The following is a 24022-nucleotide window of genomic DNA, read 5'->3' on the forward strand; positions in this document are numbered from 1 at the left end:
GCGGCTTCGGCTCTCCAGTTGCCGATCGCGGCATCACGCCGCCGTACGCTGAATTCTAATGCGCGAGCATCGCGGGATATCGACCGAAAAGGATGAATCGATCGTCAGGATTTCCTTAAGCAGACCGGCAAAATATACGGAGCGATCAGTCTGGCGGGAACGGAGAACGGCGCGAACGGCGCGACAGCTAGCCGCTTGCGCCCGGCCCCACTCGCTCAATGCACCTTCGGAAAACCGTGACGTTCCACCAACAGCGCTAGACTGCGCTTCGATCGGTGCGGCATGAGGGCAGATGAAACGTTCGCCGAGATACGCGGGATCGGTAAAACCCGGCTCGAGCAACAGCAACACATCACGAGTCATACCTGGCCATGCGCATCGCGGCTCACCGCGATCGGCGGGTCTTCTTCGTTCAACGGCTTTGCGTTGCCCGTCGGCAAATCGACTTGGACGCCCGATGCCATCAACGGCGCCGCCACCATGAACACGATCAGCAGCACCAGCATGACGTCGACGAGCTGCGTGACGTTGATCTCGCTGACCGGCGCGCCGTAAGCCGCGCGCGGCCCATGGCCGGAATTCGGAATACGCGCTCCCATGTCAGGCTCTCCTCGCTGCGGCGCCGCGGGTCGCGAAAGCAGTTGCATGGGCTGCCGTGTCGGCGCCCGTGCCGCGCGCGGCGGCACCGCTGTGATCCAAGCTCTGGGCGACGTTCGAATGAGTGAACCGGGTATCGCCGGCCTCGAGCGCACTCACGCGGAACAATGAGTGCTCGATTCCCGGAGCACGATGGTCCGCACGCCACCAATGAATCCGCACCACATTATGTGCGGCGCTGCTAAACGAGATGGATATACGGTTGAGCTAACGGAAGAACAGTTGCCAGGCCGGGTGTTGACGTCGCGACTGGACGTACTGATGCGTGCGCTGTTTCCAATCCAGATCCATGCTTTTCCGTGCCACTCGCAAGGTGCAAAAGCCGACGACGCAAACCCGAGAGCGATCGATGTCGCGCCAAAAGCGGCTGCATTAGCACGCCACGGCAGTGCGAAATCCACTGCATTAGAGTCATAGGGCGTGTCCTCGGGATATTGCCACGGGAATGCTGCGCATAACACCGCCCGTCAGATTAAAGGACGGAAACCGCCGTTGTCGCAAAGGCCGTAAAGCGCTGCGAAGATTTTCGGCACGTCAGCCGTGGCGCATTACCTGCCGGAACTCGTTGGTTGCCCACCTCGATGGGAGCAACCTCATCGCCTTGGATCACGCGTCGGCCGCCCTGGGCCGAAGCTGCCTCCCTCAGCCATAGACACCGGATGCGACGCTTGCGTCGAGGTTTGGTAGGCCGAGTGGCCGAGGCGTCCTATATGCGGCAAAAGGGCGGTGTGATTGTGCGAAAATACGGAAACTTAAATCTGAACAACCCAGTCATCTGAGCCGGATTACGTTTATGGCCCGCCGCCCCGGAAATAATCCCAAACGCCGTATCGCCCCACTCGAGCGCCTAACCGAAGAACGGAAAAATGCGCTGACGGGAGCCGTACGCTACGTCGGCAGCGGTCACCATAAACGCAATCCGGCTGACTACGGGCTGCCGCGAGCGAACCCGCGACCGACCAAGTCACTGTGCGATCTCGAGCGCACCATCCTTTCGGATGAGGCTCGGCGGCTCGTGGCCAGTGGTATCCGGTACGGCCTGTACAGCGAGCCCCAGGAAGACGGGTTCCCGAAATTTATCTGGAGTGTCTCTGAGCGCGGCGAGGTGTTTGAAGCGAAAACAGACACCCATGGGACGGGCGAATACCATGGGTATCCGCTGGAAGACGAAGATGCCATGCACAAGTATGTGAAATCGATCTGGGAAGAACGATGTCAGAACGCTGGTCAATAGGTATTGAATGGGCACAGTTGGACACGGGCGCACCGGAAGAACGGGCGGGGTTCGCCGCGCTCGGCATCCATTCCCACGATGCCTGCCTGACGTTTGGATACGACAGCCTTTTGCAAAGCGTCCGGCGCGCGCCCTATCTGTCGGCATACCATCTTGCCGAATGGCTCGCCTGGAATTGGTGGCGCCTGCGCTGGGAACCGCACCGGCAGTCGGCCGATTGGGAACTGTCGCATGCGATGGCGAGTATCGGTGGCGGATACATCTGGCCCAACATTCACATTGTTTCGGATGGGATAAACGTCTCACTGATATCCAAACCCACCTCCGAACGGATACGCACGCCCTACCGCTATCTCAGTGACAGTGTGAGCGTCATTTCCGCCACTGACTTTGAAGGCGAGGTCGATCTGTTCGTCGAAGCAGTTTTGCAGCGACTGCAAAGCGTCCACGTGACCCACACCAATCTGCACGATATCTGGCGGGGTTTAGCAGAGGAACGGCAGGACCCGGCACTGACCAAGCAACGCAAGTTCGAAGCCTTGCTGGGCGAAGATCCGGGTGAAATGGACGATGCGCAGCTACAAGGCTTTATCGCCAACGCCGAGGCCACGGGTCAAGCAGCGCTTGAGGAAATCGCTGCCAATCGAATTCCCGGAAAAGCTGTACCCGATATCCCCCATTTGCTTGAACTGGGCCATGCACGCGGTGTCGTGACTAACCCCAGTGACCGAATCACGTTGCACGGGCATATTCCACACGATATGGACGCACCCTGGCGGGCCGGCACCCGTGCGGCTCAGTTGCTGCGTGCCCAAGAAAATATCGATCCCGGTGTCGCGATCACCAATGACCAACTTGCTCGCATGTATGGAGCCACGCGGCATATTTTCGATCCGCTGGACCAATCACCCGACTTGTCCTTCGACTTGTCCGAGTCCGATAAATGTCATCGGGTGATACTGCGGCGCGCCGGGCGGGAGACGGCTCGTCGTTTCGCCCTGGCCCGCCTGTTGGGCGACGCTTTGACTCACACGACGAACGACGCCGTGCGCCCCGCCACACACTCGGATACTTACCGGCAAAAGGTACAGCGTGCATTCGCTGCCGAGCTTCTCAGCCCTTTTCAGGCGGTCGACCATATGCTGGATGGAGATTACTCCGCAGAGAACCAGCAGGAAGTCGCTGACCATTTCCAAGTGTCCGATCGAACCATCCTAACGCTCTTGGTCAACCAAAGACGGCTCGACCGCGGCAAACTCGACGAAGCTGATTGGGTACAGGCTTGAGTTGGATCGCAGACGGGAAGGATCGCCTGCTTGCCCTTGCCCGCGCCGTACAAGCCCGAATCAGCCCGAGCGAACACGCTCCGCCCGTAGCCTCGCCTACTCGTTCTCGTCGAAGTAATGCCCGAACTTGACCTGCTTCGTACGAATGTACCGTTCGTTCTCGTCGCGAACCGGAATCGCCAGCGCGACGCGCTCGCACACCGGAATACCGTGACGCGAGAGCGTTTCGAACTTGTCCGGATTGTTGCTCATCAAACGCACCGACGTCACGTTCAGGTCGCGCAAAATCGCGGCAGCCGAATCGTACTCCCGCGCGTCGTCGGGTAACCCCAGCTCGAGGTTTGCCTCCACGGTGTCGAGCCCTTGCTCCTGCAACTGATACGCGCGGATCTTGTTCGACAAGCCGATACCCCGGCCCTCATGGCCGCGCAGGTACAGAAGCACGCCGCGCCCTTCCGCGGCAATGTAGCGCAGCGCCAGGTCCAACTGCTCCCCGCAATCGCATCGATACGAGCCCAGCACGTCGCCCGTCAGGCATTCGGAGTGCAAGCGCGTGAGCACCGACTCCTGTCCGCCGACCTCCCCCATCACCAACGCCAAATGTTCGGCTTCGCCTGAAGCGACACGATACGCGTACGAGGTGAACGTTCCGTACCGGGTGGGCAAAGTGGCCTTGGCGGCGAGCGAGACGCATTGCGTGGCGCGCTCGTCGCCGGCACGAGGCGGCTGGGCTGACGTGGGCATAACGAGAGTTGGTAATGACTTTGGGCTTATATCGGTTCGCGCGCACCCATAGCCGGTCCGCGCACCGCGAGTTTAACCCTAATCGTCGTTCAAGGCCCGCCGCGGGCGCCACGGCGGCCCGCTTCACCGCCTATACTGGGAAAACGGACCCGCGCCGGCAAGCCGATGCGACGCGAGCCGATCCCCGCCCCCAACGACAACAGAAGACGGAGAGACGCCCATGCCCAACGTAGCGCAGATTCTCAAGTCGAAGCTGGACGATCCGCAGGCCGCAAAGAGAATCGCTGAAGCGCCGGTCATCACGATCGATGCAAAATCGTCGGTTTTCGAAGCCGTCAAAATGATGGCCCAACATCAGATCGGTGCGCTCATCGTCACCGAGGGCACCGAGGGCAAAATCGCGGGGATCATCACGGAGCGCGATTACGCCCGCAAGATCGTCTTGTTGGACCGCTCGTCCAAATCGACGGCGGTGGGCGAGATCATGACGCAGCAAGTGCTGCACGTGCGCATGACGGACACCACCGAGGACTGCATGGCGCTCATGACCGAGCACCGCATGCGCCACTTGCCTGTCATCGACAACGGCAAGCTCGTCGGCATGGTGTCGATCGGCGATTTGGTCAAAGCGATTATCTCCGAGCAGCAGTTCACGATTCAGCAGCTCGAGCATTACATCTCAGGCGTCCATATTTAGTCCCGCATATCGCGAGTGCACCCGCACTCGCACAACCCCACCCACACCCGCGACCGAGCCCTCGGTTTTTCGCGAAACCTGCTTTTTTTCGTAGGTCCCGCGAAAACCCCGCGCATCGGTTAATCACTTTTGCACGATCCGCAAATATCAAACCACACCCGCCCGAAAGAGTCGGATCGAATTAACGCCAAAATCTACAGTGGGATCGGTTTTAAGAAGGTCAACCGCATAAAATAGGCGCCAAACGATTTCGACGCAACCCAATTTAAGCGCATGGCTGAAATCGATCCCGTGCGCCGCTCGATCGAGCTTCTATTCAAAACCCCCAGTTTTAATCAGACAATACCTCACAGGCCGGGTACCAGCAGGATAGTATTCCCTTCGTCTGATCGGTTTCGCACAAAACAGAGAGCCGCCTGAAACTGATGTCGGTAAGTTGGGCAATTTACCTGTTTCAGGCAAGTAATATTTTCGATATGCGAGGACATATGCCACGACAATTTATTGAACCAATGTCGCCGCTTTGGCGCGCGACCGACGAAAAAACGTGGTTCGAGGCGCTTGCGTTGTTAGGTAGAAAATACGGTTTCGAGCACACGCTTTTCGCGGTAGTCCCGAGACCCGGCATGCGCTTTAGCGACGCTTATCTACGCAGCACCTACGATGCCGGCTGGCGGCAGACCTATAACGAACGCGCCCTTTTCCATATCGACCCGACGGTCGCTCACTGTCTTACCCAGACGTCGCCGTTGATCTGGACGTCGTCCAATTTCGCCGACATCAACCAGCGGGAAATGTACGAGGAGGCCTGTCAGTACGGGCTCTGTAGCGGCATAGCGTTGCCGATCCATGGCCCGAAGCAGGAGGTGGGCATGCTCTGCTTCGTGCGAGACGAGCAGGCACCCAACGCGCTGAACGCCCACGTGGAGCGCAATCTGCCGATGTTGACGCTGCTGCGCGACGTCGCGTTCGATACGAGCCAACGATTCCTGGACGGCTATACGGAGCGGCTCGTACCTAAGCTGACACCGCGCGAATACGAATGTTTGAAGTGGACGGCGCAAGGAAAGTCCACCTGGGAAATCGCCAAGATTTTCGGTTGCTCGGAAGCAACCGTGAACTTTCACATGACCAACATTCGCAGCAAGTTCGGCGTCAGTTCCCGGAGCGCGGCCGCCGTCAAGGCGACCCGAATGGGGTTGATAGATCTTGATTGACCAACGCCGGCCGAAGTGCCGGTGTTCGCTTTTGCGACACGCTGCGAATATCTTCGTCCGAAATCCGTGCCTCGAAATAGAGCCGCAGGAGGATCATCACGGGTTTCGGGATATTAGCGCCGAGCTCAAAACGGCTGCCGCGAGACTGCGTTACGCCGAAACGCGCCCAAAAAGTCTTTTGGCTCTCCTTGACTTGTTTGCGATAAGCCTGAACGAAGGCACTGTTGATTTCGGTCCTAACCGGCCGGGCTGCGTCTTCGGTTTGCGGTTGACGAATATCGGCGAGGGACATGGTTTTCACCTGTTCAAGGGACGTACTCGATACCCGCATCATCCCAACTGTTACCGATGTTTTGTACCTATCTTGCTTGACAGTTACACCTAGCACGCAAAGTGCATATGGTCGATGCCCCTTAGGCGCATGACAATCCGGGAGAGCGAGATGAGCACGAAGATCACGATCGATAAACAATGCCGCTTGGATCTCGGCGCGCTGGCGCAAATGTATCGGTTGCGCGCCAAGATTTTCGGAGAACGGATGGGATGGGAAGTCGCGGTGTTATCCGGGATGGAAATAGACGAATATGACGCGCAATCAACCTATTACATGCTAATGCGCGATAGTTACAACGAGGTATGCGGGTGTTGGCGTTTGTTACCCACCGAAGGGCCTTACATGTTACGCAACACTTTCCCGCAACTGCTTTACGCGCACAACGCCCCCGTTTCTCCGCGGGTCTGGGAACTAAGTCGTTTTGCCATCGTTTCAAGGGAGCGATCACGATTCGGTTTCGGCGAATTGGCGCTCGACGCCATGCGAGCCGTCGTGGCCTTCGCCGATCGGCACCGGATCACGAACTACGTCACGGTCACGACCACGGCCGTTGAGCGACTGCTGATCCGCGCGCGGATCGCGACGCGACGCTACGGGCCGCCGATGCGGATCGGAAACGCCGACGCGATCGCGCTATCGATCGATCTCGGCGAGCAGACGCACGAGGCGCTATTTGGCGGCGAGCCGTCCGCCGCGCCGGCCTACGATGGGTTCCAGCAATCGCTTGGGCCCGCTGACGAAGGCGCTGCCGGGCTCGTAGAATCTGAGCGGTTCGTGCATCTCGCGCGAGAGACCGATGCGCTTGGTGACCGCGATGCGAACCGGGGGCGAATCTTGCTCGTTTGAGCGTCCTATCCAGAGCGCGTGTCCACCGCACAGGTCCAGGCCGTCGCAGGGCGGGCCGATGCCGAACGCCGCGCATAGCCGTCCCGGCCCGCGCGCCAGGTCCGCGTGTTTGGCGCCGGGCCGTCGAGCCCGCATGAGCGGCACGCCATCGAGCGGCTCGACGGCGCGAAGGAGCACCGCCGCTCCCTGCCCCTCGACTTCAGCCGACATATTGATCATGTACGACGCGCCGTAGACGAGCTTCACGTACGCATGGCCGGGCGCTTTGAACAATGCCCCGTTGTATGAGCGCAGCCCGCGGAACGCATGGTTCGTCGAATCGCCGATCGGGTAGGCCTCGGTTTCGACGAGACGGCCGCTCACGCGGCCTTGCGGCGAATCGTGAACGAGGTATTTCCCGATCATGAAGCGCGCGAGTTCGACCGTGTCGATAGGAAGCGCCTCGCGCGTCAAAGGCACGATACGGTCATCGACTACTCGCGCGGCGTCCATAGGCGGCACCGAAGGCCGGATCCCGAATTACGCCCCGCCCGCTCGGCGGGCGCGCGCGACGCGGCACGCCGCCAAGTCCCAAGCGGCGCACCCCACACTCTTGAAGACGACGGGCATCGCGCCGCGCGCAGCGTTTTCCCCCCGGGCCAATACGTCGGCCAGCGCGGCCACGCGCGTCCAGTCGACGCCGGCCTGAATGAAATCGCCGGCTTCGTGAGGCGCGCCGGCCGGATCGTCGACGTAAAGCGCGCTGCCTTCGAGCGTACGCGGGCCGATCTCCGCCATCTCGGGCGTGAATGCGCCGACGCCGATCACGAGCCGGCCGGGGCGTGCGGGCTCGTCGTATACAGGCGAGCGGCTCGTCGTGAGCGCGATGACGACATCGACCTCCTGAGCGATCGCGGTGCCTTCTTGCGGCCGCATCTCGATCTCGGCGCGCCCGTGCCGCGCGCAAAATGCCTGTGCGCGTTCGAGCGAACTCCCGCGCACGCTCACGCGCGCCCCGGGATAGACGGCGGCGAGCGCATCGGCGTGATACGCGGCTTGCGTGCCCGTACCGATCAGCAGGACTTCACGCGGTGCGGCGGGCAAAAACGTCCGCAGCGCCAATAACGTCACGGCGGCGGTGCGCCGGCCGGTGACCGTGGGACCGTCGAGCGTCAGCAAAGCCTCCCCCGTATCGGCATCGCACACGCTCACGTGACCGTGAATCGTCGGCAATGCCCGGCCGCGATTGGCGGGACAAACGGTCACGAGCTTGTGGATCGCCAAATCGCGCGCCGCCGCCGGCATCGACAGCATGATGCCCCCTTCGTTGAGCGGCACGACGAGCCGCGCCGGACTCGCGATCTCGCCGCGCGCCGCGTCCCGGCACGCCTGAGCCAACGCATCGACGAGGGCGGGGAACGGCGTGAGTGCGGCCGTTGCCTCGGCGTCGAAAAACGGTATCGTCATAGGGTTTTCTCCAATACGGACGCTTCATGAGTGGCGCAAGCCGCTCGGGAAAAGGATAAGGCCGGGCGCCGGGCACACCCGCCATTGACCACCAGTAACGAACGTAACCTGTCGATACATATTTGACGAGCGCGGCGCGACGCGTTGCCCGTTAAAATACGCCCCGCCTCCATACTTTTAACGCTGCGGCCCAGCCTCGTGGCCCGGCGATTCTCGTTCCGTGACCGCTACCGACGCCGCCGCGCCCTGAAGCAGCATGACCACAGAAGCCACATTAGCGGACTCTCTCGCCGTTGCCGATCGCGTGCGCGCGCTGATGGTTCGCCATGGCATCGGCAAACGACAGCAAACCACCGAGCTTTGCCGCATCTTAGATCTGAGCTTTTCGCAGGGACACCGCAAACTGCGCGGCAGCAGCCCGTGGACCCTCGCGCAGATTCGCAAAGTCGCCCAGGCTTTCGGCGAGCCGCCCACGCAGCTCTTTGCCGCGCAGGAAAACGGCCTGGGCGCCGCCGGTGCGCAACCGCGCGAGGCCACGCTGAACTTGGGCGGTTTCGAAGGTCCTTGCATTGCTTGGATAGGCGCGCCGCTCGGCCGTGACGAGCGTGCCGAATTCGTCGCGTACGGCGAAGGCGAGCGCTGGCGCATCGTGCGCTGCGACGGTTCGCCCGGCGAGCACGCTCACGAAGTGCAGAAGATCGAAATTCATCCGCGCCGAGGCGAAGCGCAAAGAGCGACGATCGCCGTCGTCGATGCCGATCGAGCGGCGGCCGAGGCGCTGTGCGATTACCTTCTTCAAAACGGCTTCGAGGCGCGGGCCTACGATCGGCTCACGGCGTTCACCGATGCGCTGCAAACGCAAACGTTTGACGCGATCGTGACCGATTGGCTGTTCGACGGCTGCACGGCGGCCATGGCGATCGAATCGGTACGCCGCTCGGCCCAGCCTGACGCGCCGATCTTCCTGCTGACCGGCGATTTGCTGACCGGCAAGGCGAGCGAATCCGAGATCAGCGAGGTCATTCGCCGCTTCGACGTGGCCTGCTACGAAAAACCCGCGCGTCTGGCGATTCTCGTCGCGGATCTGTCGAAGCGATTGGGCCGCGCATGAGCATGCGGGCGGCCGCCCTTCGGCTTGCCGCCCTCCATCGCCGCCATCGCCGATGAGCCCCGGCCGCGCCGGGGCCGCGAAGCGCGCGCTCAAACGTCGAACTTCACGCCCTGCGCGAGCGGCAGCTCGCGGCTGTAGTTGATCGTGTTCGTCGCGCGGCGCATGTAGTTCTTCCAGGAGTCGGAGCCGGATTCCCGGCCACCACCCGTTTCCTTTTCGCCGCCGAACGCCCCGCCGATTTCGGCGCCGCTCGTGCCGATATTCACGTTGACGATCCCGCAATCGCTGCCGGCCGCCGACATGAACTGCTCGGCTTCGCGCATATCGTTCGTGAAGATGGCGGACGACAGACCCTGCGGCACCGCGTTATGCACGGCGAGCGCTTGTTCGAATTCGTCGTACACGAGCACGTAAAGGATCGGCGCAAACGTCTCGCGCTCGACGACGGCCGTTTGCGCCGGCATGCGCACGATCGCGGGACGCACGTAATAGGCGCCGTCGTGACCCACGTCGACGCGCTCGCCGCCCGTCACTTGGCCGCCGTCCTTGCGGGCCTCGGCCAGCGCCGTTTGCATCGCGTCGAACGAGCCGCGGTCGATCAGCGGGCCGACGAGCGTATCGCCTTCGAGCGGATCGCCGACCTTGACCGATGCAAACGCTTTTTCCAGACGCGGCAGCAACTGATCGACGACGCTACGGTGCACGATCAAGCGGCGCAGCGTCGTACAGCGCTGACCCGCGGTACCGACGGAGGCGAACGTGACGGCGCGCACGACGAGGTCCAGATCGGCGCTCGGCGCGACGATCATGCCGTTGTTGCCGCCCAGTTCGAGAATGCTGCGCGCGAGCCGCTTGCTCAGCGTTTGCGCCACTTCGATGCCCATGCGCACGCTGCCCGTCGCGCTCACGAGCGGGACCTTGTGCGAGCGCGTCAATGCTTCACCCACGTCGCGGCCGCCGATGATCAATTGCGACAGCCCCGCGGGGGCGACGCCCGGATGGGCTTCGTCGAAGCGTCGCAGCGCTTGCTCGAACAGCGCCTGGCAAGCGATGGCCGTGAGCGGCGTCTTTTCGGAAGGTTTCCATACGACCGGATCGCCGCATACGAAGGCAAGCGCCGCGTTCCACGCCCATACGGCCACGGGGAAATTGAAGGCGGAAATGACGCCGCACACGCCGAGCGGATGCCACGTCTCCATCATCCGATGGCCGGGGCGCTCGGAGGCGATCGTCAAACCGTACAACTGGCGCGAGAGACCGACCGCGAAATCGCAGATGTCGATCATTTCCTGGACCTCGCCGAGCCCCTCCGAGCGGATCTTGCCCGCCTCGAGCGTCACGAGCCGGCCCAACGCGTCCTTGTTTTCGCGCAGCACGTTGCCGAACACGCGTACGAGTTCGCCGCGCAGCGGCGCGGGCACGGTACGCCACTTCAGAAAGGCGGCATGGGCAGCATCGATCTTGCGCTCGGCGCCGGCGGCCGAGTCGACGGCGAGCGTCGCCAGCGTCGCGCCGTCGCGCGGCGAGCGGGCCGTGAGGGCATCGCCCTTCCAAGCCGATAGGTCGACATTGAGCGCTGCGAAAATATCGTTGACTACCATCACGTCCTCTTAGTGTCGAGTTACTTCGTCAAAATTCGATTGAAACGCGTTCGCGCCGCATGTGCAAGCGCGCGTTAATTCCCCGAGAGCGCCGACGCGAGCCGGCGCGCACCTTCGAATGCTTCCGCCTCGCTCGGCGCGGCGAACGAAAGCCGCAAGCTGCTCGCATCCGCATCGCGCACGAAAAACGCCGTGCCGGGCACGAACATCACGTTGCGCTCGATCGCTCGCTTGAGCACGTCGCCGGCATCGCGTCCGCCCGTCAGCCGCGCCCAGACGAACATGCCGCCTTGGGGCGCGCAAAACTCGATGTCCGCGGGCGCGAAATGCGTCAACGCCTTGAGGAGCGCGCCGCAGCGCGACCGGTACGCCCCGGCGATCGTGCGCAGATGCGACTCCAAGCTGCCGCTATCGAGATAATGCCGCGCCGCTTCCTGTGACAGCGGCGAGGTGCACAAATCGCTCGTTTGCTTGGCGACGATCATTCTGCGCGCGATGGGCGCGGGCGCGAGCGCCCAACCGATTCGCAAACCCGGCGCGACGATCTTCGACAAACTGCCGAAATAGACGACCCAATCGCGCCCGCCGGGGCATGCATCGGCCAGTGCGAGGATCGGCGGCACCGGCGTGCCGGCAAAGCGCAGTTCCCCGTACGGATCGTCTTCCACCAGCACGATACGGTGCCGCACCGCGAGCCGTACGAGCGCCTCGCGCCGCGCGCGCGGCAACGTCGCGCCGGTCGGATTGGCGAATGTCGGTACCGTATAAAGCAGCTTCGGCCGGCCCGGCTCGCTCCATGCATCGAGCGTCGCGGCCAGCGCATCGACGTCGATCCCGTCGCTATCGGTGCGCACCGTCACGATATTGGCGCCGGCGAGCCGCAGCGCCTGGATGGCTGCCGGATACGCGGGCTCCTCGACGAGCGCGGTATCGCCGGGCGCGATCAGCGTGCGCACCAGCAAATCGAAGCCTTGCTGAGAACCGGTCGTCACGACGATGTCGTCGCTATCGCACTCGACGCCGCGCGCACCCATGAGCCGGGCAAGCGATCGGCGCAACGCCGGCGCGCCGGCCGTATCGCCATATTGGAGGCACGCGATCGGATCGCTACGATAGGCCGCGTCGATCGCCCGCCCGAGGCCGTCGCGATCGAACAGATCCTTCGAGGGGTAACCGCCCGCGAACGAAATCATGCCGGGGCGGCCGACGTACTTGAACAGTTCGCGGATCGGCGAGCCCTGCGGCGCGCGAAACGGCGCCGCGAATTCATACGCCTCGTCCGGTGTCCGCGCTTGCAGCGTGTTGGCTGACGTCATCGGTTTTCTCAAGGCTCCATCCAAAGTGCGGAAAGCGACCCGATCAGAGCTTTTCACGCCGCCGCGGTCATCTTGAAGATGCCGGTCGCATTGCCCGCATCGAAACCCAGGTCGAGCGCGACGCGCCCGGTTTCCTCGTCCACGTAGGTGTCGCGCGTGATGAATTCATAAAACGAACCGGGCACTTCGCGGCGTGCCTCGGTGCCGTCGTCACCCCGAAAAACCCGGACGACCGGATCGGCCTGAAACGCCGTCTGTTTGACACGCCCCGATTTCGATACTTCCACGCGCTCTTTGATCGGACGTCCCAACGCGCGCTGCGCATCCGCGACGGCAAACACGTCGGCGACGCGATCGGTCGCGTGATTGAACGCGTTGCCCTCCGTTGCGATCCACGCCATCTCGGCCGACTCGGCGCGCAGCGTCTGATAGTCGGACAAGCGCGGCGTCATATGCTGACGATCGAAGCAGCGCACGAGTACCGGCAGCAGCGCGCACGCGTCGGCCAGCGGCAGCGCCGCATCGCGTTCGAGTTCGGCGAGCCACGCCACCGCCTGCGGCGTCAGCGGGTCGACCGACGAGCCCACCACGTCCGTCACGGCTTGTTGAAATTCGGCGGAAAAACGCTCGGGATGCAATTCGCTGACGAAAAACTGAGCGATGTGCTCGGGCGCGTCCAAATGGGCGTACGAACGTCCGGTCATCTTGATGCGATCGAGCGGATAGGTGCCGTTCAAGCGATAGCCGAGCGGCCTCAAGATGCGCGTGAACGCCGCCTCCCCCGGAGGCAACGCGCCGCAATGCGGCCAGCGCACCGTGCGCAGCGCGCCATGATCGAACTGCACGCGAGCACCTTCGCGCACGACGTCTTCCGTATAGGCGCGGCCCGTGGGCACACGCTCGAGCAGCCCGGCGAACAGCGCCATATTCAAGGCCTGGGCCAATTCGGCACGGGTGACGACGCCCGGCTCGAAGCGATCCATGGCAGCCGGCACATTCATCAATCTCACCAACTGCTGTGCGGCCCCGGCCCCGCAGCCGGCCTCGAGCATCGCTTCCAGATTGCTGTTCATCGCATCGTTCCCCGTTTGACGTATGTTGCGCAGGCTTGGCAGCTAGCGCTGAAGCGTGCGAACACCGCACGACGACGCCTTGCCGATGGAGTGGCATTGTCGCCGTCGCCCGCCCCCTCGACAATTGATTTAAACTCACGACTTCATTCCTAAAACGCACCAAGTCAAATTCGGAGGCGCGGAATCGAGCGCCACGCCATCGATGAGAAAAGGAATCCCGAATCTCGCCGCGCTGCAGGTATTCGAGGCGGCCGCACGGCACGAAAGCTTCACGCGGGCCGCCGATGAACTGGCGCTGACGCAAAGCGCCGTGTGCCGCCAAGTCGCCTCGCTCGAGAACCGGCTTGGAGTGGCCTTGTTCCTGCGCATCAAGAAGCGGGTCGTGCTGACGCCGCACGGGCGCCACTACGCGGACCAGATCCGCAAGAGTTTGGAGCGCATCGAGCGAGATACGCTCGAGTTGATGGCGCAGCGCGGCATCGGCCGCGTACTCGAGCTCGCCGTCGTGCCGACCTTCGCCAGTCAATGGCTGATTCCGCGCCTGCCGCAATTTCGCGCGCTGCGGCCCGACATCACGATCAACCTCTCGATCCGCACGGAGCCGTTCCTATTCAGCGATTCGCCGTTCGATGCCGCGATCTATTTCGGCCGGTCGGTGTGGCCCGGCACGCAAGGCACGCTGCTGTTTCGCGAGGGCAATGCGGTGCCCGTTTGCAGCCCCGTGCTGACGGCCGATTGCGCGCCGCTTACCCGGGAGCGGTTGGCCGACATGCCGCTTTTGCATCTATCGACGCGCCCCGACGCGTGGCGCGAATGGTTCCGCGCGCACGGTTTCGCCGAGGATGCGCGCGCCGTGCGCGGACCGCGTTATGAACTCTTCACGATGCTTTCGAGCGCGGCGCTGGCGGGCATGGGCGTCGCCTTGATGCCCGAAATCTTGATCGCCGACGAACTGGCCTCGGGGCGGCTCGCCGTGGCGCTCGACATGCCGCTGCCGAGCGATGCGGGCTATTACCTCGTCGCGCCCGATGCGGTGGCGAGCGACGAGCCGTTCCTCGCGCTCTCGCAATGGCTCATGTCGCTCGTGCCGGACGAGGCCGCTACGCTTGCGCGGCCTGCTCGACGATCCAATCGCGAAATACCTGCATCGCCGGCGCCATCCGCTTCGATTTGAGCCACGTGAGCCAATAGCTGCCCGTGTCGACCTCGACGTCGAACGGACGGACGAGCCGCCCGGCTTGAAGCTCCCGTTCGAACATACGCGCGGGAGCGAGCGCCACCCCCGCTCCGAGCATCGCGGCCTCGACCATCAGGCGCGACGAATCGAACACGGGCCCGCGCACCGCACTCTCCGGCAAACCCGCCGCCGTCAGCCAAAGCGCCCATTCGTCGGCCCGATACGAGCGCAGCAGCGTCTCGGCGGCCAAATCGCGCGGCGTCCTCAGTCGCTTTGCCAGTTCGGGCGCGCATAGCGCGCTCAAAGGCGCGTCGAGCAAGGCCACCGCCTGCGTCCCCGGCCAGTTGCCGTCGCCGAAGCGAATCGCGAAATCGAAGCCTTCGGCCGCGAAATCGACCAGATTGTTATGCGTGAGCAGTCGAAGCTCGACGAACGGATACGCGCTTCGGAACAGACTCAGGCGCGGCATGAGCCAACCCACCGCAAAGGTGCCGACGACTCCGACGGTCAACACTTCGTGAAAATGGCCGCCCTCGAACTGCTTGAGCACCGCGTCGATGCGGCCGAACGCATCGGAGAGCACCGGCAACAACGCCTGTCCCTCGTCCGTCATCCCGAGCCCGCGCGGAAGCCGCTTGAAAAGCTGCGCGCCGAGCCGTTCCTCGAGCGCGCGAACCTGCTGACTGACGGCCGCCTGCGTCACGTTCAGTTCGCGGGCCGCGCGCGTGAAACTCAAATGGCGCGCCGACGATTCGAAGGCACGCAAAGCATTGAGCGGCAGATGTCTTGCCATACCGGGAGACCCATAAGAAATAGTTTTGCGTCCGAAAAATTATCGTCGATTGTCGCGGACGGTCGAAAACGCGATATTCATGCCTCTTTCAACGGAGAAAAACAAGATGCAAAGAAGACGATTCGTCGGCACGGCGTTGGGCGCCATCATAGCCGGGCTATCGGCTCGCACCTCGGCCAAGTCCGCGCCCTCTTCCATGCCCGACCCGCGGGCGCGGGCCATCGAAGCAGAGCTCGTCTCGATCGAGAAAGGCATCGGCGCTCGGCTCGGCGTGGCGATACACGATATCGAGACGGGGCTGCGCGCGGGTCACCGCGCCAATGAGCGCTTCCCGATGTGCAGCACCTTCAAGCTGATGCTCGCGGCGAGCGTCCTCGCTCGCGTGGATCGCCGCGAGGAGAGTCTCGAGCGCCGGATCGTCTTCGGCGAGGATCGGCTCGAAACGTATGCCCCCGTCACACGAGCCCATACCGGTGCGCCAGGGATGACGATCGCCGAACTTTGCGACGCGGCGGTCACGATGACCGACAGCGCGGCCGCGAACCTATTGCTCGACACGATCGGGGGGCCGCCCGGCTTCACGGCGTATATGAGAAGGTTAGGCGATACTGTCACGCGCCTCGATCGGACCGAGCCTACGCTGAACACGGCGATCGCGGGCGACGCACGCGACACGACCACGCCGCTCGCGATGCTCGGCAGTATGCGCGACGTGTTGCTCGGCGACGCGTTGTCGAGCGCATCGCGGGCGCAGCTCTTGGCTTGGGCGGTGGGCAACCGCGTCGGCGACGCGCGCTTGCGCGCAGGGGTGCCGCGCGATTGGCGCGTCGCCGACAAGACGGGAACGGGAGAGCATGGGACGACGAACGACATCGGAATACTGTGGCCGCAGGCAAGCGCGCCGGTCCTCGTCACCGTCTATCTCACCGGCACGCAGGCGCCGACTCGCGCCCGGGAGGCCGCGATCGCCGGCGTCGCGCGCACCATCGTGCGGCACTTGGCATGACATACCGGCGTAACGAAAACAAGCGCGCCGTGCCTAGCGCGCGATACCTTGAGGAGGACCTCTCGCATGCGAACGGCAGCCACGAGCTTTTATGAAGCGACGGTCGAGCGACCGGAGCGGCCCGCGCTTCACGGCGCGCGCGAGCAAGCCGAGGTCTGTATCGTCGGCGGCGGGTTCGCGGGGCTCGCCACCGCACTAGGTTTAGTCGAACGCGGCACGCGCGACGTCGTCGTCCTCGAGGCCCAACGCGTGGGCTTCGGCGCGTCGGGCCGCAACGGCGGTTTCGTCTTCGGCGGCTATAGCCTCGAATGCGCCGACTTATTGCGCTTGCTCGGCGAAAAGGACGCCCGCGCGCTGTACCGGCTCACGCTCGATGCCGTCGAATTGATCGGTGCGCGCATCGCACGGCACGCGATCGATTGCGATGTCGTGAACGCAGGCATCGTCCTCGCCGATTGGTTCGGCCGTCCGCAGAGCTTGGAGGCGCAGCGCCAGTTGATGCAACGATCGTTCGGCGTCGAATGGGAGCCCGTGTCCAAAAGCGCGCTGCGCGATCGTCTAAAGACCGATCGCTATCACGGCGGCCTCCTCGAGCGGCACGGCTTTCATTTTCATCCGCTCAAATACGCGTTGGGCATCGCGAAAACATTGACCGATGCAGCGGTGCGCATCTACGAGCATAGTGCGGCCGTCAAGGTGGAACGCGAGCACGATGGCTATTTAGTTAGCACAACGAACGGATCGATCCGTGCCCGCCACGTCGTGATGGCAGTCGGCGGGTACGGACTAGGCCTATACCCGCAGGTGGAGCGCGCCGTACTGCCGATCGCCACGTATGTCGTGACCACGCAGCCGCTCGGGGCCCGGCTGACGGACGCGATCGACTGCGCATCGGCCGTGTACGACACGCGCTTCGCGTTCGACTACTATCGCGCGTTGCCGGACACGCGCATCCTCTGGGGCGGACGCATTTCGATTTTCGAACGCGATCCGCGCACGATCGCGAAACTGTTGATGCGCGATTTGCTACGCGTTTATCCCCAGTTGGAGGGCATCGAGATCGAGCATGCTTGGGGCGGGCTGATGAGCTATGCACGGCATAAGATGCCGCAGATCGGCCGCTGCAATGACGGGATTTGGCATGCGGTGGGGTTCGGCGGACACGGCGTGGCGCCCACCACGGCGGCCGGCGAAGTGCTCGCCGCCGCCATCGCCGAAGGCCGGCCGATTCCCGCGGCGTTTGCGCGCTTCGGCCTGGAACCGACGCACGGCATACTGGGACTCGCGGCCGCCGAACTGACCTATCTCACGAAGATTGCGGGCGATGCGATCGCCGAGCGCCGGAAACATTGAGCGCGACTCAGCGCGCCCGCCGACGCAGCGGTCGTTCATTGCACCATCGGCACTTGAACGTTGTCGGGCCCCGGGCCGGCCGGTGCGACCGCCGCGCCCGACTCCACGATCGCCCGATCGACGAGCGCTTTCGCCTCGGTGCTGCTCGCATCGATCGACAGCGCCTTACCCGCGTTATGCCAGACGCAATTCCATCGCGACTGCACGACACAGCCGTGTGCCTCGCTGAGCGATGCATCGCGCGCTTGCTCACGCGCGAGCAGGTCCTCGCGCAAGGCGAGCGCTTGCGCGTTGCGCGGGTCCGCGCTGAGCACTCGCGCGAGCGATGCTCTCGCGCCGCGCAGATCGCTCTTCGACAACTGCGCTTGCGCAATGTCCAGCGCGTGTGCCGCCGACGCGCGACCCGTCCCGGCCGTGTCGCGCTGGGGCTGCGAGCGGCTCGACTCCCGTGCAGGCACATTCGCGACTGTCGTGCCGCTGCTTCGCACGCGCGATTGCGCCGATCGCGTGTCGCTCGGCGGGCGCACATCGGTCGATACGGGTGCTTGTACCGCGCTCGGCGGCGCCTGTACGACGCTCGTAGCGGGTGCGGGTACCGGAGCGATCGCCGCGGCCTGAGAAACGGGCGGCGCCGCCGGTGAGGGCGCCGTCGCATTCTGCGTCACGTTGGGCGACGACGAAGCGCCATCCCCCTTGCCGGTCCCCATCGGCGGCGCGGCGAGCGCCGTATCGTTCGCATGGGTCGCGTTGGTCGCATTGGTCGCCGCGCTCTGCTGAGGCGCCTTGCTGCTCACGGGCGGGGGCAGGCTCGCATCGGCGCCGCCGTTCGGCGCAATCACGCCTTCGACCGACTTGGACGCGCTCGGCTGCGGCAGCGGCGCCACGCCATCGTATCGATGAATCGCCACCGCTCCACCATAGAGCACGATAAATCCGGCCACCACGAGCGCGGTGCCTCCTTTGAATCCCCATGGGCGAGCCCCTCGGAACGCGGGGGCACGCACATTGCCGTACGGGTCGCCGTCAGGCGACGCGAACAAGGGCGTGGGGCGTCCCGGCCACGGCGGGTCCAAGTCGCCCTCGAAATCGTCGGGCGGCACAGCCGATCTCGCATGCGCCGCCGTACGCTGCGCGTGGGGCTCGCGCCGGCCGCTCCCGGCGTGTTGCGTGGGATCGGCAGGTGCGGCCGTACCGGCGAGCGCGAAGCGCGCATGGGCGCCGCAGTGAGGGCAGAAAGCGATAGGTTCCGAAATCCGGCCGCCGCATCTGGCACATGCCACCGGAAATTTCGGATCGCGAGCGGTTTGATCGCGCATGTCCGTACTCCTAGCGTACGGACGAAGCAGACGGTACGCCTCGCTTCGAATGTGCGCCCGTCATTGCGAGCGCGACGAACCGCTCGATTCGATAAAAAAGCTTTTCCATGATCGTTGATCGAATCGAACCAGTGGCCCACTATCGGCTAGCCACTCCCATGCGTCAAGCCTAAGTGGCTTTTTCGCTCCAGCCAAATCGGCCAGAAGTTCGGGGTAAGTTGCCAATCGCATCCGTCGCCGTTTTGGCGGCGGGCGCCGACCGGCGCCCACACGGGTCATCCGATGCAACGTTTCAGCGCGCCGCCGTGCCGTGCAACATCATTCGATATTCGCTCGGCGTCACGCCCACCGTTGCCTTGAATTGCCGCGTAAAGGCGCTGTGATCGGTGTAGCCGCAAAGCGCGGCCACGTCGGTCACTTTGTCATTCGATGCAAGCAAGGCCGTTGCCGCGTCCAAACGCGTCTTGAGCAGCACCTGACGCGGTGTCAAATGAAAGACCTTATGAAAATACCGTTCAAGCTGAGCAACGGACATGCCTGCCATGCTCGCGAGATGGGTCAAGTTCAGCGGCTGAACGTAGTTCTCTTGAATGAACTGAACGACCTCGGCCAACTTCGAATACGCGGGGTGCGTCCGCTCGTTGGCTTTCAAGTCGCGCGATGCTCCGGCGATCCCCAGCACCCGCCCCGCGCTGTTGAATAGCGGCACCTTCGACGTGAGACACCATCCGGGCTGGCGTCCGGGATACAAATGCAATTCGAGCTGATCGATCATCGGGGCGCCGCCGTTGATGATCGATTTGTCCTGCTCCATATAGGCCGCGCCGAAGCGCGAGGGAAACACTTCCTCGGTGGTCTTGCCGACGATGCCGCGCTTGTCCTTGCAACCGCAGCGCGATGCCAGCGTACGATTGACGAGCGCATAGCGCGCATCGCGATCCTTCACGAAGAAGACCAGGTCGGGCAACGCATCGAGCACCGGTTCGAGCTGCGAGTAATACGGCAGCATATCGGCTAGCGTTTCGGCGGCAGGCATTTGCGGCAAAGGAATCGTGGGCGGCATCGTTGCGAGGTGCTAAGAGCCGCGCGGCAGGGACGCGCCGCGCGAAGCGCCTCGATTATAGGCGAGCGTCGTCGTGCTCCCGCGCCTGCAACAGCGCGCCGATCCGCATCGGCACGAGCGGCGGACGCGGCAGCGCGGCGTCCCATCCGAAATAAGTTTCGAGCGCCGCGCCGCACACCCGGCCCTGACAGGGCCCCATCCCGCAGCGCGTCTGCAACTTCGCCTCGCGCCAGCTTGCATGAGCCGCCACATCGCCGAAGGCCACGTCCTCGCAACGGCAAACGATCGTTTCCGCGCTGGGCCACGCGCGCGCGCTCGCGCCTAGCTCGAATGCATGCGCCGCGCGTCGAGCGAAGCGGCGCCAACGCTCGCGCTCGCGCACGTCGGATGCGGATACCGCTTGGCCGCTCGCCGCAAGTCCGGCGATGCGGCCTTCGACCCGAGCAAGCTCCGTCCCGCCGATTCCCGTGCACTCGCCCGCCGCCCAGACGTTTTGCACCGAGGTACGTTGCCCTTCGTCCACGGCGACGGCGCCGCTTGCGAGCGCGCATCCGGCCATCTGGGCCAACGCCACGTTCGGCACGAGCCCATAGCCGCCGGCGATGCGATCGCAAGCAAGTGTGATGTCGCGGCCGCCGCGTCGAATGATCGCCCCCTCGACGCGCTCGTTGCCGAGCGCGCGCGTCAGCACGCTGCCCGTCCAATAGCGTGTGTCCGTAAAACCGCGTGTCAGCCGCAGCGCTTGCCCAAGCTTCGACGGCGTCGCCGCAAGCGAAAGGCCGAACGGCAAGACCGCACGCCACGGCGCTTGTTCGACGACGGCCAAGACCCGCGCCCCCGCCGCCCGCGCCGTCGCCAGCGCGGCGATGAGCAAGGGGCCGCTGCCGGCCAGAACCACCCGTTCGCCTCGTACCGGCATCCCGCCTTTGATCAACGCTTGCAAACCGCCCGCGCCCGTGACACCCGGCAAAGTCCATCCGTCGAAAGGCAGCAAACGCTCGCGCGCGCCCGTGGCAATGACGAGCCGAGCGAACGAAATCGACATCCCGCCATGCTCCGCGCAGTCCACGATCATTTCCCGCGCATCGGCGAGCAGCGAGATGCGAGTGGCTTGATAGGACGTTACATTAGGATTCCTAATCAAATCGCCTAGCATCCGGCTCAGGGCCGCGGGCTTTTTCGCGTGCGGTCCTTGCCGCCAAATTTGGCCGCCCGCGCGCGGATTGTCGTCGATCACGGCAACCGATAGTCCGCCCGATGCGGCGGCGTGCGCGGCGGCCAGTCCCGCGGGACCGGCGCCGGCGACGACGATATCGAAGTTCGCTTTCATGACGTCGATACTTCCGTACGGATGATCATCCCATCCCGGCAAATCGTTTGACACGCGAGGACGTGCGCGCGCTCGTCCACGCTCACCCTGCACTCTTGACACACGCCCATGCCGCATAGCGCCGCACGCGGCTGCCCGCTCACCGATCGACGCGTGCCTCGCACGCCGTAGCGCGAAACGAGCGCTGCGGCGACCGTCGTATCGGGGCGTACGTCCAACGGCGTGCCATCGATCATGACCACGAGCACAGGCCCTCGCTCAAGTCCGGTATGTTCACGCGCCATGACCGTACTCCACTGCGAAACGATCGACTCGATACGGCGCCGCATCGATCGCCGCGCGGGTGCCGAACACCTGCGCCGCCAGCAGCTTGGCCGTTGCCAACGAGGTGGTCACGCCGAGGCCTTCATGCCCCGCGGCGACCCACACACCGGGCCACTCGTCGCCGGCCGGTCCGATGACGGGCAGACCATCGGGGCTCGCGGCACGAAAACCGGTCCATGCGCGAATCGCATTCATCGACGGCAACGCGGGCAAGTAGCGCGCGGCGCGCTGAACCATGCGCGCCAGCACCGACCACTCGACGACCGGATCGAGCGTGTCGAACTGACGCGACGAGCCGAGCAGAACCTGCCCCGTCGGCCTCGGCTGCGCGTTGAATGCGACCGACGCGCCTTGCGTCTGGTGCGCGCTCTTGATGTATCCGAGTTCGAGCACTTGATGGTGAAGATAGCCGGGATAACGATCGGCGATCAGCAAATGTCCTTTCTTCGGCACGATCGGCAAGCCGGGCAAGAGACGCTGGGCAGCCAGCCCGTTGGCGACCACGATCAGATCGGCGCTCACGAGTTCGCCGTCGGCAAGCCGGACGTTGCCCTTCGTCAGCGCCGTCGCCTCGCATTCTCGACGAACCGTTATGTTTTGGTGTCCTAACGAATGCTCGAGCAGCCATTGTGCAGCGCGCGGCGCATAGACGATCGCATCGTCCTGCACGAGCAAGCCCCCTGCCATCGGCGTCGCCAACGAGGGCTCGCACTCGCGCAACGCCGCTGCGTCCAGCAGTTGCGCCCGCACGCCGCCGCCGGCAAACGCGCTTTGTAGCGTGCGGGCGGCGTCGAACTCCTCGTCGTCGGCCGCGACCCAAAGCGTGCCGCAACGGGCGAACGCGTCGGCCGCACGCAGCGAGGGGGCGAGCGCTAGCCACAGTTCGCGCGAATAAGCGCTCAGCGCCAGTTCCGCGGGCGAATCGTTCATGACGACGATATGCCCCATGCCGGCCGCCGTCGCGCCGCCGCCGATACCCGCCGCGTCGAGCACGTCGACGCGCATGCCCTGCGCGGCCAACTCCGCCGCGCACGCCGCGCCGACGATCCCGGCGCCGATCACGACGGCGTCGCGCGTCATAGCGGGCGCGTGCTCGGAATGCCGGCCGCGAACGGATCGTCGGACGCAAACAGCAACTTGCCCTCGGCCATCACGTGAGCGCGGCCCGTGATCGTCGGCACGATCGCCGGCGGCTCGCCCGCGACCTCATCGGCCGGCGCGTACCGTCCTTCGAACACGCTGCCGACGATGCTTTGCTGACGCCATACGGCGCCGGGCGCCAACTTGCCGTCGGCGGCAAGGCAGGCCAGCTTGGCGCTCGTGCCGGTGCCGCATGGCGAGCGATCGTAGGCATCGCCCGGGCACAACACGAAATTGCGGCTGTCGATGCCGGGCTCCTCGCCCGGCGCGAATAGCTCGATGTGATCGATCAGCGCGCGGTTCGCACCGGTCACGTTCTGGGCGATCAGGGCCTCGCGAATCTCATGCGTGAACGCGGTCAATTCGCCGATGCGCGACGGCTGGAGCACGCGGCCATGGTCGGCGACGAGAAAGAACCAATTGCCGCCCCATGCGATATCGCCCACGATTTGCCCGATGCCGGGCACCTGAACCGCGACGTCGCGCCGATAGCGGTATGCCGGCACGTTGCGCACCGACACCGCGCCCTCTTCGTCGAGCGTCGCCTGCACGACGCCGACCGGCGTCTCGATCAGATGATGACCGGGCGAAAGCCGTCCCATATACGCCAGCGAGGCGACGAGCCCGATCGTGCCGTGCCCGCACATGCCGAGATAGCCCACGTTGTTGAAGAAGATCACGCCGGCCGCGCATCGCCGGTCGAACGGCTCGCACAGCAAAGCCCCGACCATGACGTCTGAACCGCGCGGTTCGGTGACGACGCTCGCGCGCCAATCGTCGTGGCGCGTGCGCAAGATGTCGAGCCGCTCCGCGAGCGGGCCGCTCCCCAGGTCCGGGCCGCCCGCGATCACGAGACGCGTGGGCTCACCGCCTGTATGGGAATCGATGATGTGGATGGTTTTCATGCGGCTAATGGTAGGAACGCACGCGCGCCGCGTCTTGGCGGCGGTGCGCGCAA

Annotated in this window: 24 protein-coding genes and 1 pseudogene; 9 read left to right on the forward strand and 16 right to left on the reverse strand. The window is 64.3% G+C overall.

The features are described from left to right. Positions 1-33: 33 nt before the first annotated feature. Together C0Z18_RS33415 and C0Z18_RS06110 are read right to left on the reverse strand one after the other, a co-directional pair. Positions 34-363 carry a DUF3088 family protein gene (locus tag C0Z18_RS33415; protein WP_102644490.1) on the reverse strand — a complete coding sequence of 110 codons (330 nt, stop codon included), beginning with the start codon at positions 361-363 and terminating at the stop codon, positions 34-36. Then, a complete protein-coding gene (locus C0Z18_RS06110; RefSeq protein WP_233217162.1) occupies positions 360-599 on the reverse strand; it encodes a biopolymer transporter ExbD in 240 nt (79 codons plus the stop codon). Before C0Z18_RS06110 ends, C0Z18_RS33415 begins: the two co-directional genes overlap by 4 nt. Positions 600-1450: 851 nt before the next feature. Between C0Z18_RS06110 and C0Z18_RS06115 the strand changes: the two genes are divergently transcribed. Together C0Z18_RS06115 and C0Z18_RS06120 are read left to right on the forward strand one after the other, a co-directional pair. Next, positions 1451-1891, forward strand: a complete 441-nt coding sequence (locus C0Z18_RS06115; protein ID WP_102644491.1) for a hypothetical protein — start codon at positions 1451-1453, stop codon at positions 1889-1891. After that, a complete protein-coding gene (locus C0Z18_RS06120; RefSeq protein WP_102644492.1) occupies positions 1870-3177 on the forward strand; it encodes an ImmA/IrrE family metallo-endopeptidase in 1308 nt (435 codons plus the stop codon). Before C0Z18_RS06115 ends, C0Z18_RS06120 begins: the two co-directional genes overlap by 22 nt. A 96-nt stretch (positions 3178-3273) precedes the next feature. Here C0Z18_RS06120 and ribA read toward each other — a convergent pair whose 3' ends face one another. After that, entirely contained in the window at positions 3274-3921 is a 648-nt protein-coding gene (ribA, locus tag C0Z18_RS06125) for a GTP cyclohydrolase II (RefSeq protein ID WP_102644493.1), read from the reverse strand. 220 nt (positions 3922-4141) lie between these two features. Between ribA and C0Z18_RS06130 the strand changes: the two genes are divergently transcribed. Together C0Z18_RS06130 and C0Z18_RS06135 are read left to right on the forward strand one after the other, a co-directional pair. Next, positions 4142-4618 carry a CBS domain-containing protein gene (locus C0Z18_RS06130; RefSeq protein WP_102644494.1) on the forward strand — a complete coding sequence of 159 codons (477 nt, stop codon included), beginning with the start codon at positions 4142-4144 and terminating at the stop codon, positions 4616-4618. Positions 4619-5130: 512 nt separating this feature from the next. Next, positions 5131-5835 carry a helix-turn-helix transcriptional regulator gene (locus C0Z18_RS06135; RefSeq protein ID WP_102644495.1) on the forward strand — a complete coding sequence of 235 codons (705 nt, stop codon included), beginning with the start codon at positions 5131-5133 and terminating at the stop codon, positions 5833-5835. Here C0Z18_RS06135 and C0Z18_RS06140 read toward each other — a convergent pair. After that, positions 5798-6127: a helix-turn-helix domain-containing protein gene (locus tag C0Z18_RS06140; RefSeq protein ID WP_233217171.1), complete on the reverse strand. Its 330-nt coding sequence runs from the start codon at positions 6125-6127 to the stop codon at positions 5798-5800. The genes C0Z18_RS06135 and C0Z18_RS06140 overlap by 38 nt on opposite strands. 210 nt (positions 6128-6337) lie before the next feature. On the opposite strand from C0Z18_RS06140, the pseudogene C0Z18_RS06145 reads away from it, so the two are divergent. Beyond that, a pseudogene (locus C0Z18_RS06145) lies at positions 6338-6826 on the forward strand (acyl-homoserine-lactone synthase); the annotation flags it as partial. Between the two features lie 12 nt (positions 6827-6838). Here C0Z18_RS06145 and C0Z18_RS33420 read toward each other — a convergent pair. Together C0Z18_RS33420 and lhpI are read right to left on the reverse strand one after the other, a co-directional pair. Next, entirely contained in the window at positions 6839-7507 is a 669-nt protein-coding gene (locus C0Z18_RS33420) for a DNA-3-methyladenine glycosylase (RefSeq protein ID WP_102644496.1), read from the reverse strand. A gap of 27 nt (positions 7508-7534) precedes the next feature. Then, a complete protein-coding gene (lhpI, locus tag C0Z18_RS06155; RefSeq protein WP_102644497.1) occupies positions 7535-8461 on the reverse strand; it encodes a bifunctional Delta(1)-pyrroline-2-carboxylate/Delta(1)-piperideine-2-carboxylate reductase in 927 nt (308 codons plus the stop codon). A gap of 256 nt (positions 8462-8717) precedes the next feature. On the opposite strand from lhpI, the gene C0Z18_RS06160 reads away from it, so the two are divergent. Further along, positions 8718-9572 (forward strand): helix-turn-helix domain-containing protein, encoded by an 855-nt coding sequence (locus tag C0Z18_RS06160; RefSeq protein WP_102644498.1) that lies wholly within the window; start codon positions 8718-8720, stop codon positions 9570-9572. Between the two features lie 89 nt (positions 9573-9661). Here the strand turns inward: C0Z18_RS06160 and amaB are convergent, their stop codons facing one another. From amaB to C0Z18_RS06175, 3 genes are all read right to left on the reverse strand, one after another. Continuing rightward, positions 9662-11173 carry an L-piperidine-6-carboxylate dehydrogenase gene (amaB, locus tag C0Z18_RS06165; protein ID WP_102644499.1) on the reverse strand — a complete coding sequence of 504 codons (1512 nt, stop codon included), beginning with the start codon at positions 11171-11173 and terminating at the stop codon, positions 9662-9664. Between the two features lie 74 nt (positions 11174-11247). Then, complete coding sequence (locus C0Z18_RS06170; RefSeq protein WP_102644500.1) at positions 11248-12489, reverse strand: aminotransferase-like domain-containing protein; 1242 nt, start codon at positions 12487-12489, stop codon at positions 11248-11250. A gap of 53 nt (positions 12490-12542) precedes the next feature. After that, positions 12543-13562 carry a DUF1338 domain-containing protein gene (locus tag C0Z18_RS06175; RefSeq protein ID WP_199189401.1) on the reverse strand — a complete coding sequence of 340 codons (1020 nt, stop codon included), beginning with the start codon at positions 13560-13562 and terminating at the stop codon, positions 12543-12545. A 202-nt stretch (positions 13563-13764) separates the two neighbouring features. Here C0Z18_RS06175 and C0Z18_RS06180 point away from each other — a divergent pair, with 202 nt between their 5' ends. After that, complete coding sequence (locus C0Z18_RS06180; protein ID WP_102644501.1) at positions 13765-14736, forward strand: LysR substrate-binding domain-containing protein; 972 nt, start codon at positions 13765-13767, stop codon at positions 14734-14736. On the opposite strand, the gene gcvA is transcribed toward C0Z18_RS06180, so the two are convergent. Continuing rightward, positions 14663-15532 carry a LysR family transcriptional regulator gene (gcvA, locus tag C0Z18_RS06185; RefSeq protein WP_102644502.1) on the reverse strand — a complete coding sequence of 290 codons (870 nt, stop codon included), beginning with the start codon at positions 15530-15532 and terminating at the stop codon, positions 14663-14665. The genes C0Z18_RS06180 and gcvA overlap by 74 nt on opposite strands. Positions 15533-15638: 106 nt before the next feature. Between gcvA and bla the strand changes: the two genes are divergently transcribed. Next, entirely contained in the window at positions 15639-16538 is a 900-nt protein-coding gene (bla, locus tag C0Z18_RS06190; RefSeq protein ID WP_102644586.1) for a class A beta-lactamase, read from the forward strand. Positions 16539-16604: 66 nt separating this feature from the next. After that, entirely contained in the window at positions 16605-17891 is a 1287-nt protein-coding gene (locus tag C0Z18_RS06195; RefSeq protein WP_102644503.1) for an NAD(P)/FAD-dependent oxidoreductase, read from the forward strand. A gap of 35 nt (positions 17892-17926) precedes the next feature. Here the strand turns inward: C0Z18_RS06195 and C0Z18_RS06200 are convergent, their stop codons facing one another. The 6 genes from C0Z18_RS06200 to C0Z18_RS06225 form a co-directional block, all read right to left on the reverse strand. Then, positions 17927-19207, reverse strand: a complete 1281-nt coding sequence (locus C0Z18_RS06200; protein ID WP_102644504.1) for a hypothetical protein — start codon at positions 19205-19207, stop codon at positions 17927-17929. Between the two features lie 292 nt (positions 19208-19499). Then, positions 19500-20243: an AraC family transcriptional regulator gene (locus tag C0Z18_RS06205; protein ID WP_233217173.1), complete on the reverse strand. Its 744-nt coding sequence runs from the start codon at positions 20241-20243 to the stop codon at positions 19500-19502. An 82-nt stretch (positions 20244-20325) separates the two neighbouring features. After that, positions 20326-21600, reverse strand: a complete 1275-nt coding sequence (locus tag C0Z18_RS06210; RefSeq protein WP_102644506.1) for an NAD(P)/FAD-dependent oxidoreductase — start codon at positions 21598-21600, stop codon at positions 20326-20328. Further along, a complete protein-coding gene (locus tag C0Z18_RS06215) occupies positions 21597-21884 on the reverse strand; it encodes a (2Fe-2S)-binding protein (RefSeq protein ID WP_102644507.1) in 288 nt (95 codons plus the stop codon). The genes C0Z18_RS06210 and C0Z18_RS06215 overlap by 4 nt, the downstream gene beginning before the upstream one ends. Continuing rightward, positions 21874-23004: an NAD(P)/FAD-dependent oxidoreductase gene (locus C0Z18_RS06220; protein ID WP_102644508.1), complete on the reverse strand. Its 1131-nt coding sequence runs from the start codon at positions 23002-23004 to the stop codon at positions 21874-21876. Before C0Z18_RS06220 ends, C0Z18_RS06215 begins: the two co-directional genes overlap by 11 nt. Next, the gene (locus C0Z18_RS06225; RefSeq protein WP_102644587.1) at positions 23001-23978 is read right to left on the reverse strand and encodes a 4-hydroxyproline epimerase; all 978 of its coding nucleotides are present in this window, start codon (positions 23976-23978) and stop codon (positions 23001-23003) included. The genes C0Z18_RS06220 and C0Z18_RS06225 overlap by 4 nt, the downstream gene beginning before the upstream one ends. Positions 23979-24022: the final 44 nt, after the last annotated feature.

It is taken from the genome of Trinickia dabaoshanensis (genome assembly GCF_002879885.1).
Lineage (GTDB): Bacteria > Pseudomonadota > Gammaproteobacteria > Burkholderiales > Burkholderiaceae > Trinickia > Trinickia dabaoshanensis.

Coding starts and splice junctions, on each gene's coding strand:
- C0Z18_RS33415 (WP_102644490.1), bottom strand. CDS start 363: ATGACTCGTGATGTGTTGCTGTTGCTCGAGCCGGGTTTTACCGATCCC.
- C0Z18_RS06110 (WP_233217162.1), bottom strand. CDS start 599: ATGGGAGCGCGTATTCCGAATTCCGGCCATGGGCCGCGCGCGGCTTAC.
- C0Z18_RS06115 (WP_102644491.1), top strand. CDS start 1,451: ATGGCCCGCCGCCCCGGAAATAATCCCAAACGCCGTATCGCCCCACTC.
- C0Z18_RS06120 (WP_102644492.1), top strand. CDS start 1,870: ATGTCAGAACGCTGGTCAATAGGTATTGAATGGGCACAGTTGGACACG.
- ribA (WP_102644493.1), bottom strand. CDS start 3,921: ATGCCCACGTCAGCCCAGCCGCCTCGTGCCGGCGACGAGCGCGCCACG.
- C0Z18_RS06130 (WP_102644494.1), top strand. CDS start 4,142: ATGCCCAACGTAGCGCAGATTCTCAAGTCGAAGCTGGACGATCCGCAG.
- C0Z18_RS06135 (WP_102644495.1), top strand. CDS start 5,131: ATGTCGCCGCTTTGGCGCGCGACCGACGAAAAAACGTGGTTCGAGGCG.
- C0Z18_RS06140 (WP_233217171.1), bottom strand. CDS start 6,127: ATGTCCCTCGCCGATATTCGTCAACCGCAAACCGAAGACGCAGCCCGG.
- C0Z18_RS33420 (WP_102644496.1), bottom strand. CDS start 7,507: ATGGACGCCGCGCGAGTAGTCGATGACCGTATCGTGCCTTTGACGCGC.
- lhpI (WP_102644497.1), bottom strand. CDS start 8,461: ATGACGATACCGTTTTTCGACGCCGAGGCAACGGCCGCACTCACGCCG.
- C0Z18_RS06160 (WP_102644498.1), top strand. CDS start 8,718: ATGACCACAGAAGCCACATTAGCGGACTCTCTCGCCGTTGCCGATCGC.
- amaB (WP_102644499.1), bottom strand. CDS start 11,173: ATGGTAGTCAACGATATTTTCGCAGCGCTCAATGTCGACCTATCGGCT.
- C0Z18_RS06170 (WP_102644500.1), bottom strand. CDS start 12,489: ATGACGTCAGCCAACACGCTGCAAGCGCGGACACCGGACGAGGCGTAT.
- C0Z18_RS06175 (WP_199189401.1), bottom strand. CDS start 13,562: ATGAACAGCAATCTGGAAGCGATGCTCGAGGCCGGCTGCGGGGCCGGG.
- C0Z18_RS06180 (WP_102644501.1), top strand. CDS start 13,765: ATGAGAAAAGGAATCCCGAATCTCGCCGCGCTGCAGGTATTCGAGGCG.
- gcvA (WP_102644502.1), bottom strand. CDS start 15,532: ATGGCAAGACATCTGCCGCTCAATGCTTTGCGTGCCTTCGAATCGTCG.
- bla (WP_102644586.1), top strand. CDS start 15,639: ATGCAAAGAAGACGATTCGTCGGCACGGCGTTGGGCGCCATCATAGCC.
- C0Z18_RS06195 (WP_102644503.1), top strand. CDS start 16,605: ATGCGAACGGCAGCCACGAGCTTTTATGAAGCGACGGTCGAGCGACCG.
- C0Z18_RS06200 (WP_102644504.1), bottom strand. CDS start 19,207: ATGCGCGATCAAACCGCTCGCGATCCGAAATTTCCGGTGGCATGTGCC.
- C0Z18_RS06205 (WP_233217173.1), bottom strand. CDS start 20,243: ATGCCTGCCGCCGAAACGCTAGCCGATATGCTGCCGTATTACTCGCAG.
- C0Z18_RS06210 (WP_102644506.1), bottom strand. CDS start 21,600: ATGAAAGCGAACTTCGATATCGTCGTCGCCGGCGCCGGTCCCGCGGGA.
- C0Z18_RS06215 (WP_102644507.1), bottom strand. CDS start 21,884: ATGGCGCGTGAACATACCGGACTTGAGCGAGGGCCTGTGCTCGTGGTC.
- C0Z18_RS06220 (WP_102644508.1), bottom strand. CDS start 23,004: ATGACGCGCGACGCCGTCGTGATCGGCGCCGGGATCGTCGGCGCGGCG.